We start from the raw sequence: 15,270 nt of genomic DNA, 5'->3' as shown, positions 1-15,270 counted from the left end.
CGCCTGTATCGCGAGGGCTCCTGCGGTGCATGGGTATGTGGGTGCCGTCAGCCTCTCACTTTCGGGATAACTGGCCCAGAGAGCCTGCGAATCGGGCGTTTCTAGGCCGAATGAGTGGTATTCCGGGACCCTCCTCCACATTGGGCCCGCAGATCGGCAACTAGTACGCGCTCCGGTTCGTCTGGCTCAGTGACGGAGCAGTGCGCGGTGACAGCGCGCGGTGACAAGCGCGCCGGGTGTCGGGAGGTGGCCGGATGGCCGGGGAGCCGTGGCAGATGGAGCAGTCGGCCGACGGGCCCTTCGCCGGGCAGCGGCCCTCGCCGTCCGGGCCCCCGTCCAGGCTCTCCCACGGCTGGCAGCCCGCCGTACCGCCCGTACCCGCCGGGTATCCGGACGGACCGCAGGCCGCGCACACCGCGCAGGCCGCGATGCGTGCCGCGCACACCGACCGCGAGCGCACGGTGGACGTGCTGAAGGCGGCCTACGCGGAGGGGCGGCTGGACGCCGAGGAGTACGGGCAGCGCTTCGAGGCGGCGAACCGGGCGAAGACGTACGGGGAGCTGAGCCGGCTGGTGGCCGACCTGCCGTCCGGGCCGTTCGTGGCCCCGGCGCAGGTCTCCGGCCCCGCCGTGCCGCCCACCTTCCTGGCGCCGCCGAACCTGGTACCGCCCAAGCCGCGCGCCAACCCGCTGGCGGTCACCTCGATGGTGCTCGGGCTGCTCGCCATCCCGACCATGGGGACGACTGCGGTCCCGGCCGTGGTGACCGGCCATGTCGCCCGGGCGCAGCTGCGCCGCCGCGGTGAGCAGGGCGACGGGATGGCCACGGTCGGCCTGGTGCTCGGCTGGCTGGTGACCGCCGGCTGGCTGGCGATGATCCTCGCGGTCCTGGTCGCCGCGGCCGGCAGCTCCCACCCGGCCTGAGAAGTCGCGGCTCGCGGCGTTCGCCCATCTGTGGTATGACGGCAGAGCCAGGTTACGCCGAGCGGGTGTATCGGCCCGTTCAGGGCTGAGCTGCGGCGTTGCATTTGTTTTGACCGGCGCCGATGCGCTAGGTACGCTCTGACCCTGTGCCTGGGGTGTCCCCGGGTCCTTGTGCGTGCATGCACACCGGCCGCCGCGCCGACACCGGAGCGTCGCAACACGCTCTGTTCGCGCGAGCGCCGTCGCTGCACATCAGCATCATGGGATTCCGCGATTCCTCCATCAAAGAGGCTCAACACGCCCGACCGCGTGGGTCGGCGGGTTGGGATCACCGCAGGTTAGTTTGACGCAGCCTTGGCACACAGAAAACGGAGAAACGGTGCCTACGATCCAGCAGCTGGTCCGAAAGGGCCGGCAGGACAAGGTCGAGAAGAACAAGACTCCCGCACTGAAGGGCTCCCCTCAGCGCCGCGGTGTCTGCACGCGTGTGTACACGACCACCCCGAAGAAGCCGAACTCGGCTCTCCGTAAGGTCGCCCGTGTGCGCCTCACCAGCGGGATCGAGGTCACCGCTTACATCCCGGGCGAGGGCCACAACCTGCAGGAGCACTCCATCGTGCTGGTCCGCGGTGGACGTGTGAAGGACCTTCCTGGTGTCCGCTACAAGATCATCCGCGGTTCCCTCGACACCCAGGGTGTCAAGAACCGCAAGCAGGCCCGCAGCCGCTACGGCGCCAAGAAGGAGAAGTAAGAATGCCTCGTAAGGGCCCCGCCCCGAAGCGCCCGGTCATCGTCGACCCGGTTTACGGCTCCCCGCTGGTGACCTCGCTGGTCAACAAGATCCTGCTGCACGGCAAGCGCTCCACCGCCGAGCGGATCGTGTACGGCGCCCTCGAGGGCGTCCGCGAGAAGACCGGTGCTGACCCGGTGGTCGCGCTGAAGCGCGCTCTGGAGAACGTCAAGCCGACCCTCGAGGTCAAGTCCCGCCGTGTCGGTGGCGCCACCTACCAGGTGCCGGTCGAGGTCCGCCCGGGCCGCGCCAACACCCTGGCGCTGCGCTGGCTGGTCGGCTACTCGCGCGCCCGTCGCGAGAAGACCATGACCGAGCGTCTGCTGAACGAGATCCTGGACGCCAGCAACGGTCTGGGCGCCTCGGTCAAGCGTCGCGAGGACACCCACAAGATGGCCGAGTCCAACAAGGCCTTCGCGCACTACCGCTGGTAGTCCGTACCCCGTCACTAGACAGAGAGAGAACGAGCCACCATGGCTGCAACCTCCCTTGACCTCGCCAAGGTCCGCAACATCGGGATCATGGCGCACATCGACGCGGGCAAGACCACCACCACCGAGCGGATCCTGTTCTACACCGGTGTCTCGTACAAGATCGGTGAGGTCCACGATGGCGCTGCCACCATGGACTGGATGGAGCAGGAGCAGGAGCGCGGCATCACGATCACGTCGGCCGCGACGACCTGCCACTGGACGCTGGACGGCAGCGACCACACCATCAACATCATCGACACCCCGGGTCACGTCGACTTCACCGTCGAGGTGGAGCGTTCGCTGCGCGTCCTCGACGGTGCCGTGACGGTGTTCGACGGTGTCGCCGGTGTCGAGCCGCAGTCCGAGACCGTGTGGCGGCAGGCTGACCGCTACGGCGTCCCGCGCATCTGCTTCATCAACAAGCTGGACCGCACGGGCGCGAACTTCTTCTTCTGCGTCCAGACCATCGTGGACCGCCTCGGCGCCACCCCGCTGGTCATGCAGCTCCCGATCGGCGCGGAGTCCGACTTCGTCGGCGTCGTCGACCTGGTGAAGATGAAGGCTCTGGTCTGGTCGCCCGAGGCCACCAAGGGCGAGATGTACGACGTCGTCGACATCCCGGCCGAGCTGGCCGAGCAGGCCGCCGAGTACCGCGAGGCGCTGATCGACACCGTGTCGAACATCAGCGACGAGGTGATGGAGCTCGCCCTCGAGGGCGAGGACATCCCCGAGGAGCTGCTGATCGCCGCGATCCGCCAGGGCACGCTGAACTCGGACTTCACCCCGATCTTCTGCGGCACCGCGTTCAAGAACAAGGGCGTTCAGCCCCTGCTCGACGCCGTCGTGAAGTTCCTGCCGTCGCCGCTGGACATCGAGTCCATCAAGGGCCACAAGCCCGGCGACGAGTCGGTGGAGATCGCCCGCAAGGCCTCCGACGACGAGCCGCTGGCCGCCCTCGCGTTCAAGATCATGTCTGACCCGCACCTGGGCAAGCTGACCTTCGTCCGCGTGTACTCCGGTCGCCTGGAGTCCGGCACCTCGGTGCTGAACTCCGTCAAGGGCAAGAAGGAGCGCATCGGCAAGATCTACCGCATGCACGCGAACAAGCGTGAGGAGATCGACTCGGTCGGCGCCGGCGACATCATCGCCGTCATGGGCCTGAAGCAGACCACCACCGGTGAGACGCTGTCCGACGAGAAGAACCCGGTCATCCTGGAGTCCATGGACTTCCCGGCCCCGGTTATCCGCGTCGCGATCGAGCCCAAGTCCAAGGGTGACCAGGAGAAGCTGGGTGTCGCCATCCAGCGTCTCGCCGAGGAGGACCCGTCCTTCCAGGTCAACACGGACGAGGAGACCGGCCAGACCATCATCGCGGGTATGGGCGAGCTGCACCTCGAGGTGCTGGTCGACCGTATGAAGCGTGAGTTCAAGGTCGAGGCCAACGTCGGCAAGCCGCAGGTCGCGTACCGCGAGACGATCCGCAAGACCGTCGAGCGCATCGACTACACGCACAAGAAGCAGACCGGTGGCTCCGGCCAGTTCGCCAAGATCCAGATTGCGATCGAGCCTCTGGAGAGCGGCGAGGGCTACGAGTTCGTCAACAAGGTCACCGGTGGCCGCGTGCCGAAGGAGTACATCCCCTCGGTCGACGCCGGCTGCCAGGAGGCCATGGAGTTCGGTGTGCTCGCCGGCTACCCGCTCCAGGGTGTCCGCGTGACCCTGCTCGACGGTGCCTCGCACGACGTCGACTCCTCCGAGCTCGCGTTCAAGATCGCCGGTTCCATGGCGTTCAAGGAAGGTGCCAAGAAGGCCGGCCCGGCTCTGCTCGAGCCGATGATGGCCGTCGAGGTCACCACCCCCGAGGACTACATGGGCGACGTGATCGGCGACATCAACTCTCGTCGTGGCCAGATCCGGTCGATGGACGAGCGTCACGGTGCCCGCGTCGTTTCGGCGCTGGTTCCGCTGTCCGAGATGTTCGGCTACGTCGGTGACCTGCGCAGCAAGACCTCTGGTCGCGCAAGCTACTCGATGCAGTTCGACTCGTACGCCGAGGTTCCGCGGAACGTGGCGGACGACATCATCGCCAAGGCCAAGGGCGAGTAAGGACCGGCGCAAGCCGAGTCCTTGCCAAAGGTCCGACTAGTCCCGTCTTTCGGGACGAATCAGACCCCTTAGGCTATTAGGAGGCAAACCTGGAGGGATCTGCCCAGATCCCTCCAGGCCCTCCGGCACCCCACCCGCGGGACGGCATGGGGCGCGACCAGCGCCCCGTTCCCAAACCCGATCCAGACCAACTGACGTCGTACGGCGTACAGAACTGTCCTCAGGAGGACTGAAGTGGCGAAGGCGAAGTTCGAGCGGACGAAGCCGCACGTCAACATCGGCACCATCGGTCACATTGACCACGGCAAGACCACGCTGACCGCGGCCATCACCAAGGTGCTGCACGACGCGTACCCGGAGATCAACCCCTTCACGCCGTTCGACCAGATCGACAAGGCGCCGGAGGAGCGTCAGCGCGGTATCACCATCTCGATCGCGCACGTCGAGTACCAGACCGAGGCGCGTCACTACGCCCACGTTGACTGCCCGGGTCACGCGGACTACATCAAGAACATGATCACCGGTGCGGCCCAGATGGACGGTGCGATCCTCGTCGTCGCCGCCACCGACGGCCCGATGCCGCAGACCAAGGAGCACGTCCTCCTGGCCCGCCAGGTCGGCGTCCCCTACATCGTCGTCGCCCTGAACAAGGCCGACATGGTCGACGACGAGGAGATCCTGGAGCTCGTCGAGCTCGAGGTCCGTGAGCTGCTCTCCGAGTACGAGTTCCCGGGCGACGACCTGCCGGTCGTCCGCGTCTCCGCGCTGAAGGCGCTGGAGGGCGACAAGGAGTGGGGCGAGAAGCTCCTCGGCCTGATGAAGGCTGTCGACGAGAACATCCCGGAGCCGGAGCGCGCCGTCGACCAGCCCTTCCTGATGCCGATCGAGGACGTCTTCACGATCACCGGTCGTGGCACCGTCGTCACCGGCCGCATCGAGCGTGGTGTCCTGAAGGTCAACGAGACCGTCGACATCATCGGCATCAAGGAAGCCAAGACCACCACCACGGTCACCGGCATCGAGATGTTCCGCAAGCTGCTCGACGAGGGCCAGGCCGGTGAGAACGTCGGTCTGCTGCTCCGCGGCATCAAGCGCGAGGACGTCGAGCGCGGCCAGGTCATCATCAAGCCGGGTTCGGTCACCCCGCACACCGAGTTCGAGGCCCAGGCCTACATCCTGTCGAAGGACGAGGGTGGCCGCCACACCCCGTTCTTCAACAACTACCGCCCGCAGTTCTACTTCCGTACCACGGACGTGACCGGCGTTGTGACCCTCCCCGAGGGCACCGAGATGGTCATGCCGGGCGACAACACCGCCATGACGGTTCAGCTGATCCAGCCGATCGCCATGGAGGAGGGCCTCAAGTTCGCCATCCGCGAGGGTGGCCGCACCGTCGGCGCCGGCCAGGTCACCAAGATCATCAAGTAATTGATGCTCTGACCTGAGCTCTGCACCGCAGGCTCATACGAGAGGGCCCTCCCCGTCCGCCAGGACGGGGAGGGCCCTCTCGCTTTCCCCGGGGCCTGCCCTAGCGGCTCCGGGTGTAGGCCCTGCAGTGCTCGTACGAGGGGAGCAGTCCGCTCGCCAGCGCCTCGGCGAGGCTGGGCGCGGTCTCGTCCTTGGCGGAGAGCTGCGGCGCCCCGGCCGGCCACTCGATCGCCAGCTCGGGGTCGAGCGGATGGACGCCGTGCTCGCCGGTCGGGTTGTAGGTCTCGGAGCAGAGGTAGCTGAGCGTGGCATCGTCGGTCAGCGCACAGAAGCCGTGGCCGAGTCCCTCGGAGAGGTAGACGGCGCGGCGGTCCACGTCGTCCAGCCGCACCCCCTCCCACCGGCCGAAGGTGGGGGAGCCGACCCGCAGGTCCACCACCACGTCCAGCACCGCGCCCCGGACGCAGGTCACGTACTTGGCCTGCCCCGGCGGCACGTCGGCGAAGTGGACACCGCGCACCACCCCGCGGGCCGAGACCGAGAGGTTGGCCTGGGCGAGCCGCAGCGGGTGCCCGACCACCTCGGCCAGCCGGTCGAAGCGGTACCACTCGGTGAACAGGCCGCGCGGGTCGCCGTGCAGCTGCGGAGTGACCTCGAAGGCGCCTTCGATGGCCAACTCGCGGAATTTCACTGGGAACTCTCCTCGTCGAGCAGATCGAGCAGGTACCGGCCGTACCCGCTCTTGAGCAGTGGCTCGGCCAGCGTGCGGAGCTGGTCGTCGTCGATCAGTCCGGCGCGCCAGGCGGTCTCCTCCAGGCAGCCGATCTTCATGCCCTGCCGTTCCTCGATCACCTGGACGAAGTCGGAGGCCTGCATCAGCGAGACGAAGGTGCCGGTGTCCAGCCAGGCGGTGCCCCGGTCGAGCTTGGTGACGTGCAGTTCGCCGGCCTTGAGATAGGCCTCGTTGACCGCGGTGATCTCCAACTCGCCGCGTGCGCTGGGGTGCAGGCCCCGGGCGATCTCCACCACCCGGTTGTCGTAGAAGTACAGTCCTGGCACGGCGTAGCGGGACTTGGGGAACTCGGGCTTCTCCTCGATGGAGATCGCCTGCCCGTCCTGGTCGAACTCGATCACGCCGTAGGCGCGCGGGTCGGCGACCGGGTAGGCGAAGACCAGCCCGCCGGTGAGGTCGGTGTGGTCGGCCAGCCGGGTGCCGAGCCCGGTGCCGTGGAAGATGTTGTCGCCCAGGATCAGGCCCACCGACTCGTCGCCGATGAACTCCGCGCCCAGGACGAATGCCTGGGCGATCCCCTCCGGGCGCTCCTGGACGGCGTACTCCAGTCTCAGCCCGAACTGGGAGCCGTCGCCGAGCAGTCGGCGGAACTGGGCCTGGTCCTGCGGGGTGGTGACGATCAGTATCTCGGTGATCCCCGCCATCACCAGGGTGGAGAGCGGGTAGTAGATCATCGGCTTGTCGAACACCGGCAGGAGTTGTTTCGAAACCGCGCGGGTGAGCGGCCACAGCCGTGAGCCGGTGCCCCCCGCCAGGAGAATTCCTCGCATGTGAGGCAGATTATGCGTTCGGGACCGAAGAGTCCCGGCTTGATTTCGCCGATCTTCCCCGGGCCGCTCCGTACCGGGAGGTAAGCTGCACGCACTATGCGCATCCTCGTAACCGGCGGTGCCGGGTTCATCGGTTCGGAGTTCGTCCGGTCGCAGCTCGGCGCGGACGGTGGGGTCAGGATCACCGTCCTCGACAAGCTCACCTACTCGGGCGTGGAGGCCAATCTGGCCCCGGTCGCCGGCCATCCGGGCTACACCTTCGTCAGGGGCGACATCTGCGACCCCGAGCTGGTCGACTCGGTGATGCCCGGTCATGACGCGGTGGTGCACTTCGCGGCCGAGTCCCATGTGGACCGGTCGATCGCCGGAGCCGGCCCGTTCGTGCGGACCAATGTGACTGGGACTCAAGTCCTGCTGGACGCCGCAAGGAAGCACGGAGTGGCGCGCTTCGTGCACGTCTCCACCGACGAGGTCTACGGCTCGATCCTCCAGGGCTCCTGGACGGAGGAGTGGCCGCTGGCCCCCAACTCCCCCTACTCCGCCTCGAAGGCGGGCAGCGACCTGCTGGCGCTGGCCTACCACCGGACCCACGGCATGGACGTGGTGGTCACCCGCTGCTCCAACAACTACGGGCACTACCAGTTCCCGGAGAAGGTCATCCCGCTGTTCACCACCAATCTGATCGACGGTCAGAAGGTGCCGCTGTACGGCGAAGGCACCAACATCCGTGACTGGCTGCACGTTTCGGACCACTGCCGGGGTATCGACCTGGTCCTGCGCGGCGGCCGGGCGGGCGAGGTCTACAACATCGGCGGCGGCACCGAGGTCACCAACAAGGAGCTGACCGGCCTGCTGCTGGAGGCGGTCGGTTGCGGTTGGGACATGGTCGAGCGGGTGCCCGACCGCAAGGGGCACGACCTGCGCTACTCGCTGGACATCAGCAAGATCCGTGCTGAGCTGGGGTACGAGCCGCAGGTCTCCTTCGCCGACGGGCTGGCCGCGACCATCGACTGGTACCGGGAGAACCGGGCCTGGTGGGAGCCGCTCAAGGCGGGCCTGGGGCCCGCGGTGACGGCGTGACCCGCTGGCTGGTGACCGGCGCGGGCGGGATGCTCGGCCGGGATCTGCTGGACGTGCTGTCCGGGGAGCAGGTCACCGCGCCCGACCGGGCCGCGCTCGACATCACCGACGCCGAGGCGGTCCGGGCCGCTGTGGCGGGGCACGACGTGGTGGTCAACTGCGCTGCGTGGACGGACGTGGACGGCGCCGAGAGCGCGGAGGACGCGGCAACCGCCGTGAACGGTACGGCGGTCGGACATCTGGCCCGGGCTTGCGCGGAGAGGGGGGCGCGGCTGCTGCAGGTGTCGACGGACTACGTACTGCCGGGTGACGCCTCGCGGCCGTACACCGAGGACGCGGCGACCGGGCCGGTCAACGCGTACGGGCGCAGCAAGCTGGTGGGGGAGCACGCGGTCGCCCGGCTGCTGCCCGAGGCCGGGTACATCGTGCGGACCGCCTGGCTGTACGGGGAGCACGGGCGGAACTTCGTCGCCACGATGCTCTCGCTGGCCGCCCGGCAGGAGACCGTCCAGGTCGTCGACGACCAGTACGGGCAGCCCACCTGGTCCTACCAACTCGCACTTCGGCTGGCCGAGTTGGGTCGTTCGCGGAGTGCTCCGCCCGGGGTCTACCACGGCACCGCCTCGGGGCGGGCCAGCTGGTTCGAGCTGGCCCGCGCCGCGTTCGAACTGGCCGGGCTGGATCCCGAGCGGGTGCGTCCGACGGACTCGGCCGCGTTCCGCCGCCCGGCCGCCCGGCCGGGCTACAGCGTCCTCGGTCACGCCCGCTGGTCGGCGGCCGGGCTGCCCCCGCTGCCGCACTGGCGCGACTCGCTGACCGAGGCGATGGAGCAGGCGGCCTTCGGAGCGTTCAAGGGCTAGCTCAGGGGCTGGCTCCGGGGTGCGGGGAGCCCACTGCGAAGGACCGCGGGTGCCTTCGCGGGGCTCCCGGCGGTTTCACCCGTTCGCCGCGTCACCCCGCGGTGACGGCCGCCGTTCTCCTGGCAGGGACCGCCCTGGCCACGGAAGGCGTCAACCGCTGTGCAACTCTCGACCGTCACCTCGATCACCGGAATCGTGGTGCTGGCCTACATCCTGGAGCTCCTCCGCAGGCAGCAGCTGCGCGAGAAGTACGCGGCGATCTGGCTCTGCATCGGCCTGGTGGTGGCCCCGCTCGGCTTCTTCCCGTCGCTGCTGGACTCCACCGCCCGCAGTGTCGGAGTGGCCTCGGGGGTGAGCCTGGTGCTGTTCGCCGGGTTCGTCCTGGTGCTGCTGGTCAGCCTCCACCTCAGCTGGGAGGCCAGCCGACTGGAGGCCAGGACCCGCACGCTGGCGGAGGACATCGCGCTGATCCGCTCCCGGCTCACCGAGCTCCCCGGGCCCGGTGGCGAGGGGGACACCCGATGACCACCCCCGACGGCCGGCGCGTCCTGCTCATCCTCCCGGCCTGGAACGAGGCCGACGCGCTCTTGGCCGTACTCGGCGAGATCAAGCAGCAACTGCCGTACGTGGAAACCCTGGTGGTGGACGACGGCTCCACCGACCGGACCGCCGAGGTCGCCGCCGCGGCCGGCTCGGCGGTCGCCCGGCTGCCGTTCAACCTCGGGGTCGGCGGTGCGATGCGGCTCGGCTACCGGTACGCCCGCGAGCACGGCTACGACGTCGCGGTCCAGGTGGACGCGGACGGCCAGCACGACCCGTCCTACGTCCCCGCCCTGCTGGCCCGGCTCGACGAGGCCGACCTGGTGATCGGCGCCCGGTTCTGCGGCGAGGGCGAGTACCGGGTGCACGGCCCGAGGCGGTGGGCGATGGCACTGCTCTCGCTGATCCTCTCCAGGCTCACCCGCACCCGCCTCACCGACACCACCTCCGGATTCCGCGCCTGCAACCGACCGATGATCGAGTTCTTCGCGCGCTGGTACCCCGTGGAGTACCTCGGCGACACCGTGGAGAGCCTGGTCGGCGCGGCCCGCTGCGGCTTCGCGGTCTGCCAGGTACCGGTGGCCATGCGGGCCCGTGCCGCCGGACGGCCGAGCGCTTCGCCGGTGAAGGCGATGATCTACCTGGTCCGCGCGGGTCTGGTGCTGCTGCTCGCGGTGATCCGGCGGATGCCCGCCGAGCTCAGGGAGCTTGCGCCCGGCTCCCCGGCCTACGAGGCCTACCTGGCGGAACAGTCGGCCCGCCGCTCACTGGCCACGGAGGGCTGAGTGCCGCGCTTCGAGATCACCCTGCCCTACTACGGCGACGTCGCCCTGATGCAGGACGCCGTCCGAAGCGTGCTCGCCCAGGACGGCGACGACTGGCGGCTCACCGTGGTGGACGACGGCCGGGAACCGGATGTCCCCGGGTGGTTCGAACGCCTCGCCGACCCCCGGGTCCGGTACTACCGGAACGAGCGGAACCTCGGCGTCACCGGCAACTTCAACCGCTGCGTCGAGCTGGCCGAGTACGAGTACCTGGTGCTGATGGGCAGCGATGACCTGATGCACCCCGACTACCTCTCCGTCGTCCGCCGGGCCGCCGAGCGGCAGCCCGGGGCCGCGATGATCCAGCCGGGCGTCCAGGTGATCGGCAGCGACGGACTCCCGTACGACACCCTCGCCGACCGCACCAAGCGACTGCTGTACGCCCCCAGGGGGCCCGAGCGCGCCGTGCTCGACGGCGAGCCGCTGGCCGTCAGCCTGCTGCGCGGCAACTGGCTCTACTTCCCGTCCGTCTGCTGGCGGACCGAGGCCGTGCGGCGCTTCGGCTTCCGCCCCGACCTCGGGGTGATCCAGGACCTCGCGCTGGTGATCGACCTGCTGGTGGCGGGGGAGCGCCTGGCCGTCACCCCGGAGGTCTGCTTCAAGTACCGGCGGCACGCGGCCAGCGAGTCCTCGGCCACCGCCTACACCGGGTGCCGCTTCGAGGAGGCCAAGCGCTTCTTCCGGGAGACCGCCGACCGGCTCACCGCCTTCGGCTGGCCGCACGCCGCCCGGGTCTCCCGCCGCCACCTCTCCTCCCGCCTGCACGCCCTCACCCTGCTGCCCGCCGCCACCCGCCACGCCGGCGCCCCGGGGGCGGCGGCGATGCTCCGGCACGTCTTCCGGTGACAGCTCGTGAGCTTCTCAACAGCCGCTGACAGCAAGGGAGTTGCGGTGGAGTCGCGGATGAGTCGGGCTGTCGCGCTGCGCGGCGCGCTGCCGCCGGGAACCCAGGCCGTGGCCGCCGGCACAGTGGTGCTCGGCGGGGCCTCCTACCTGCACCTCGCCCTCGCCGGGCACAGCCTGCCCACCCGGGACATGGCAGGCGTCTCGGTGCTCTGGACCATTCTCATGTCGGTCGGCATCGGCCTGTTCTTCCCGATCGAGCAGGAGCTCACCCGGATCGTCGCCGCCCGCGCGGTGCGCGGGCAGGGCGCGGGGCCGGTGCTGCGCCGCGCGGCGCTGCTCACCACCGGTGTACTCGTCCCCGTGCTCGGTCTGATGGCCGCAGCCGCCCGGCCGCTGGCCGGCCTGCTCTTCCACGGCGACCGCGCCCTGCTCGCGGCCCTCGGCGCCGCCTTCGCCGCGATGGCCTGCTGCTACCTGACCAGGGGCATCCTGGCCGGTCTCGGCCGCTTCGGCGCGTACGGAACCCAGCTCGGCCTCGACGGGTCGCTGAGAGTGCTGCTCGCCGTCGGCCTCGCCGTCGCCGGGCCGCACTCCGCGCTCGCGTTCAGCCTGGTCCTGACGGCTGCGCCGCTGCTCGCCCTGCTCGCCACCCTGCCGGTCACCGTCCGCGCGGCCCGGCCGGGGCCGCCGATCGGCTGGTCCCGCCTCCTGGGCGGTCTCGGCCTGTTGATCTGCTCGACGCTGCTCGCGCAGTGGATGGTCAGCGCCGCGGTGGTCAGCGTGCAGCTACTGGACGCGGCCGACGTCGACCTGATCGCCGCCCTGCTCAGCGCCCTGGTGCTGGCCCGGGTCCCGATCTTCGTCTTCGGCGCACTGCAGGCCTCCCTGCTCTCCGGGCTGGCCTCCTGGGCCGCGCAGGGGCAGCACGCCGCCTTCACCGCGTTGCTGCGCCGGGCCGCCCTGGCGGTCGCCCTGCTCGCGCTCGCCCTGGGCCTGCCCGCGCTCGCGCTCGGCCCCTGGCTGATCCGGCTGCTGTTCGCCGCCCCGTCCGTGCTGACCAGGGCGGACTTCCTCTGGCTGGCGCTGGGCACGTTCTGCTACCTGCTGGCGATGGTGCTCGGCCAGGGCCTGATCGTGTTGCACCGGCACCGCGTCCAGCTCGCCTGCTGGGCCCTGGGCACCGCCGTCCTGGTCGCAGTCACCCTGCTCCCTGGCGGACTGGCCACCCTGGTCTGCCTGGCGTACGCCGCCGGGACGGCCGCCACCGTCGCCGGGATGCTGCTGGGCCTGCTCCGCCGCCCCGGGGCGCCGGAGCGGGCTGGTGAGGCACCCCGGACGCTCGACGCGGTTTGACGGCCTGTGCCGCCTGGGTACTCTTCCGGACCCCGATTGGCGTTCCGGTGCACTCCTGTGGCAGTATGTCCAAGTTGCTCGGTTGAGTGCCGATGCTGCGCGCCTCCCGCCGGGAGGACCGGAAGCGAGTCCCATGTACTCGTCGTTCCCGTGATGGCCGTTCATGTGTTCACGTGCGGTATGTGAATGCAGTGGTGTGTAAGCGACACCGCGGCAGCTGCGGGGCGAAAGTACGGGAATCTTCCGGGAAGCGTGGGCGGGGCCTCGACCCGGCGCCTGGTGGGTGCAAGGCCTCACCGATCGAGAGCGAAATCCGAACAAGAAGGCATCTTGTCCGGTTTTTTGCAAGCGGAAGGGCGACACGCCCGACCGCGTGGGTCGGAGAAGCAGCCACCCGGAGGTGCCGCCGGACCAGTCCACCCGGACGAATCCGGTCGTGGAAGCAGCAGACGACACAAAGGACTACTGAGTAGCCATGGCGGGACAGAAGATCCGCATCCGGCTCAAGGCCTACGACCACGAGGTCATCGACTCCTCGGCGAAGAAGATCGTCGAGACGGTGATTCGTACTGGTGCGCAGGTCGCGGGCCCGGTGCCGCTGCCCACTGAGAAGAACGTGTACTGCGTCATCCGCTCGCCGCACAAGTACAAGGACTCGCGCGAGCACTTCGAGATGCGTACTCACAAGCGTCTGATCGACATCCTCGACCCCACGCCGAAGACGGTTGACTCGCTGATGCGTCTCGACCTGCCGGCCGGCGTCGACATCGAGATCAAGCTCTGAGAGGCGCACCGAAGATGGCTAAGCAGATTAAGGGCATCCTGGGCGAGAAGCTCGGCATGACCCAGGTCTGGGACGAGAACAACCGGGTCGTCCCGGTGACCGTCGTCAAGGCCGGGCCCAATGTCGTGACCCAGGTCCACACCGCCGACAGCCCGGCCGGCTACGACGCCGTCCAGATCGGCTTCGGCGAGATCGACCCCCGCAAGGTGAACAAGCCCCTCGCGGGCCACTTCGCCAAGGCCGGTGTCACCCCGCGCCGCCACCTGGTCGAGCTGCGTACCTCGGACGCCTCCGAGTACACCCTGGGCCAGGAGATCACCGCTGAGCTGTTCGAGGCGGGTGTCAAGGTCGACGTGACCGGCACCTCCAAGGGCAAGGGCTTCGCCGGTGTCATGAAGCGTCACAACTTCAAGGGCCTCGGCGCCGGTCACGGCACCCAGCGCAAGCACCGCTCGCCCGGTTCCATCGGTGGCTGCGCCACCCCGGGCCGCGTGTTCAAGGGCCTGCGCATGGCTGGTCGGATGGGCCACGAGCGTGTGACCACCCAGAACCTGACCGTGCACGCGGTCGACGCGGAGAAGGGCCTGCTGCTCATCAAGGGCGCAATCCCGGGTCCGAACGGCGGCCTCGTCCTCGTCCGCACCGCGGCGAAGGGGCTGTGAGGAAATGAGCACCATTGACATCCTGTCGCCGAACGGCGACAAGGCCGGCAGCATCGAGCTGCCCGCCGAGATCTTCGACGCCAAGGTCAGCGTTCCGCTGATGCACCAGGTCGTCGTGGCGCAGCTCGCTGCGGCCCGTCAGGGCACTCACAAGGTCAAGAACCGTGGCGAGGTCCGTGGTGGCGGCAAGAAGCCGTACCGCCAGAAGGGCACCGGCCGCGCCCGTCAGGGCTCGACCCGCGCGCCGCAGTTCGCCGGTGGTGGCGTCGTGCACGGTCCCGTGCCGCGTGACTACTCGCAGCGGACCCCGAAGAAGATGATCGCCGCCGCTCTGCGCGGTGCGCTCACCGACCGGGCCCGCCACGAGCGCATCCACGTGATCACCGCCGTGACCGCGACCGAGGCGCCGTCGACCAAGGCCGCCAAGGGCCTGTTCGGCAAGATCACCGAGCGCAAGAACGTCCTCCTGGTCGTCGAGCGCGAGGACGAGCTGGGCCTCAAGTCCGCTCGCAACCTGCCGAACGTCCACATCCTGGACGCCGGTCAGCTGAACACCTACGACGTGCTCGTCTCCGACGATGTGGTCTTCACCCAGGCCGCCTTCGAGCGCTTCGTGGCCGGTCCGGCCGCGTCCGCCAAGGCCGTTGCCGCTGAGGGCGAGCTCGAAGGGAGCGCCGCCTGATGAGCGACGTTACGAGCAAGACGTACACGGACCCCCGTGACGTCCTGGTGAAGCCGGTCATCTCCGAGAAGAGCTACGCGCTCCTCGACGAGAACAAGTACACGTTCATCGTGTCGCCGGGCGCCAACAAGACCCAGATCAAGCAGGCCGTCGAGGCGGTCTTCTCGGTCAAGGTCGAGGCGGTCAACACGATCAACCGGCAGGGCAAGCGCAAGCGCTCGCGCACCGGTTTCGGCAAGCGCAAGGACACCAAGCGCGCCATCGTGACCCTGGCCGAGGGCAACCGCATCGACATCTTCGGTGGTCCGGTCTCCGCCTGACGGAGAACGTGATCGTCGATAAGGACGAGGACGAGA

General features: G+C 69.0%; 17 protein-coding genes. 15 read left to right on the top strand and 2 right to left on the bottom strand.

From position 1 onward, the window contains the following. Window positions 1-254: 254 nt before the first annotated feature. The 5 genes from ACWDAK_RS01180 (at window position 255) to tuf (ending at window position 5,720) form a co-directional block, all read left to right on the top strand. A complete protein-coding gene (locus ACWDAK_RS01180; protein ID WP_344634830.1) occupies window positions 255-923 on the top strand; it encodes a DUF1707 and DUF4190 domain-containing protein in 669 nt (222 codons plus the stop codon). A gap of 379 nt (window positions 924-1,302) precedes the next feature. Further along, on the top strand, window positions 1,303-1,674 hold the full coding sequence (rpsL, locus tag ACWDAK_RS01175) for a 30S ribosomal protein S12 (RefSeq protein WP_014144289.1): 372 nt from the start codon (window positions 1,303-1,305) through the stop codon (window positions 1,672-1,674). Window positions 1,675-1,676: 2 nt separating this feature from the next. Beyond that, complete coding sequence (gene rpsG / locus ACWDAK_RS01170) at window positions 1,677-2,147, top strand: 30S ribosomal protein S7 (protein WP_344634829.1); 471 nt, start codon at window positions 1,677-1,679, stop codon at window positions 2,145-2,147. Window positions 2,148-2,186: 39 nt separating this feature from the next. Then, window positions 2,187-4,292, top strand: coding sequence for an elongation factor G (gene fusA, locus ACWDAK_RS01165; RefSeq protein ID WP_344634828.1), 2,106 nt, complete (start codon window positions 2,187-2,189; stop codon window positions 4,290-4,292). Between the two features lie 234 nt (window positions 4,293-4,526). Beyond that, complete coding sequence (gene tuf, locus ACWDAK_RS01160; RefSeq protein WP_344634827.1) at window positions 4,527-5,720, top strand: elongation factor Tu; 1,194 nt, start codon at window positions 4,527-4,529, stop codon at window positions 5,718-5,720. Between the two features lie 100 nt (window positions 5,721-5,820). Here tuf and rfbC read toward each other — a convergent pair whose 3' ends face one another. Further along, complete coding sequence (gene rfbC / locus ACWDAK_RS01155) at window positions 5,821-6,411, bottom strand: dTDP-4-dehydrorhamnose 3,5-epimerase (protein WP_344634826.1); 591 nt, start codon at window positions 6,409-6,411, stop codon at window positions 5,821-5,823. After that, complete coding sequence (rfbA, locus tag ACWDAK_RS01150; RefSeq protein WP_344634825.1) at window positions 6,408-7,283, bottom strand: glucose-1-phosphate thymidylyltransferase RfbA; 876 nt, start codon at window positions 7,281-7,283, stop codon at window positions 6,408-6,410. The genes rfbC and rfbA overlap by 4 nt, the downstream gene beginning before the upstream one ends. Before the next feature lie 96 nt (window positions 7,284-7,379). On the opposite strand from rfbA, the gene rfbB reads away from it, so the two are divergent. The 10 genes from rfbB to rplW all read left to right on the top strand — a co-directional run bounded on the left by rfbB (window position 7,380) and on the right by rplW (window position 15,234). Beyond that, window positions 7,380-8,363: a dTDP-glucose 4,6-dehydratase gene (rfbB, locus tag ACWDAK_RS01145; protein WP_344634824.1), complete on the top strand. Its 984-nt coding sequence runs from the start codon at window positions 7,380-7,382 to the stop codon at window positions 8,361-8,363. Further along, on the top strand, window positions 8,360-9,223 hold the full coding sequence (gene rfbD / locus ACWDAK_RS01140) for a dTDP-4-dehydrorhamnose reductase (protein ID WP_344634823.1): 864 nt from the start codon (window positions 8,360-8,362) through the stop codon (window positions 9,221-9,223). The genes rfbB and rfbD overlap by 4 nt, the downstream gene beginning before the upstream one ends. A gap of 159 nt (window positions 9,224-9,382) precedes the next feature. Next, window positions 9,383-9,748, top strand: a complete 366-nt coding sequence (locus ACWDAK_RS01135; RefSeq protein ID WP_344634822.1) for a DUF2304 domain-containing protein — start codon at window positions 9,383-9,385, stop codon at window positions 9,746-9,748. Beyond that, a complete protein-coding gene (locus tag ACWDAK_RS01130; protein WP_427392817.1) occupies window positions 9,745-10,548 on the top strand; it encodes a glycosyltransferase family 2 protein in 804 nt (267 codons plus the stop codon). Before ACWDAK_RS01135 ends, ACWDAK_RS01130 begins: the two co-directional genes overlap by 4 nt. Further along, window positions 10,549-11,433, top strand: a complete 885-nt coding sequence (locus tag ACWDAK_RS01125) for a glycosyltransferase family 2 protein (RefSeq protein ID WP_344634820.1) — start codon at window positions 10,549-10,551, stop codon at window positions 11,431-11,433. It begins immediately after the preceding gene. A 57-nt stretch (window positions 11,434-11,490) separates the two neighbouring features. Continuing rightward, entirely contained in the window at window positions 11,491-12,786 is a 1,296-nt protein-coding gene (locus ACWDAK_RS01120; RefSeq protein WP_427392818.1) for a hypothetical protein, read from the top strand. Window positions 12,787-13,261: 475 nt separating this feature from the next. Further along, the gene (gene rpsJ, locus ACWDAK_RS01115; protein ID WP_012785157.1) at window positions 13,262-13,570 is read left to right on the top strand and encodes a 30S ribosomal protein S10; all 309 of its coding nucleotides are present in this window, start codon (window positions 13,262-13,264) and stop codon (window positions 13,568-13,570) included. 14 nt (window positions 13,571-13,584) lie between these two features. After that, on the top strand, window positions 13,585-14,232 hold the full coding sequence (rplC, locus tag ACWDAK_RS01110) for a 50S ribosomal protein L3 (protein WP_344634818.1): 648 nt from the start codon (window positions 13,585-13,587) through the stop codon (window positions 14,230-14,232). A gap of 4 nt (window positions 14,233-14,236) precedes the next feature. Next, window positions 14,237-14,914, top strand: coding sequence for a 50S ribosomal protein L4 (rplD, locus tag ACWDAK_RS01105; protein WP_344634817.1), 678 nt, complete (start codon window positions 14,237-14,239; stop codon window positions 14,912-14,914). Beyond that, on the top strand, window positions 14,914-15,234 hold the full coding sequence (gene rplW / locus ACWDAK_RS01100; RefSeq protein WP_344634816.1) for a 50S ribosomal protein L23: 321 nt from the start codon (window positions 14,914-14,916) through the stop codon (window positions 15,232-15,234). Before rplD ends, rplW begins: the two co-directional genes overlap by 1 nt. The last annotated feature ends 36 nt before the right edge of the window (window positions 15,235-15,270 follow it).

It is taken from the genome of Kitasatospora sp. NPDC001175 (assembly GCF_053598215.1).
The sequence above is the reverse complement of the archived record's forward strand: the minus strand, read 5'-3'. Positions and strand labels throughout refer to the sequence as shown.

Excerpts from the sequence above, each read along its gene's own strand:
- rplW (WP_344634816.1), top strand. The coding sequence starts at position 14,914 with ATGAGCGACGTTACGAGCAAGACGTACACGGACCCCCGTGACGTCCTG.
- ACWDAK_RS01130 (WP_427392817.1), top strand. The coding sequence starts at position 9,745 with ATGACCACCCCCGACGGCCGGCGCGTCCTGCTCATCCTCCCGGCCTGG.
- ACWDAK_RS01120 (WP_427392818.1), top strand. The coding sequence starts at position 11,491 with ATGAGTCGGGCTGTCGCGCTGCGCGGCGCGCTGCCGCCGGGAACCCAG.
- fusA (WP_344634828.1), top strand. The coding sequence starts at position 2,187 with ATGGCTGCAACCTCCCTTGACCTCGCCAAGGTCCGCAACATCGGGATC.
- rplC (WP_344634818.1), top strand. The coding sequence starts at position 13,585 with ATGGCTAAGCAGATTAAGGGCATCCTGGGCGAGAAGCTCGGCATGACC.
- ACWDAK_RS01180 (WP_344634830.1), top strand. The coding sequence starts at position 255 with ATGGCCGGGGAGCCGTGGCAGATGGAGCAGTCGGCCGACGGGCCCTTC.
- rplD (WP_344634817.1), top strand. The coding sequence starts at position 14,237 with ATGAGCACCATTGACATCCTGTCGCCGAACGGCGACAAGGCCGGCAGC.
- rpsG (WP_344634829.1), top strand. The coding sequence starts at position 1,677 with ATGCCTCGTAAGGGCCCCGCCCCGAAGCGCCCGGTCATCGTCGACCCG.
- rfbB (WP_344634824.1), top strand. The coding sequence starts at position 7,380 with ATGCGCATCCTCGTAACCGGCGGTGCCGGGTTCATCGGTTCGGAGTTC.
- rpsJ (WP_012785157.1), top strand. The coding sequence starts at position 13,262 with ATGGCGGGACAGAAGATCCGCATCCGGCTCAAGGCCTACGACCACGAG.
- rfbA (WP_344634825.1), bottom strand. The coding sequence starts at position 7,283 with ATGCGAGGAATTCTCCTGGCGGGGGGCACCGGCTCACGGCTGTGGCCG.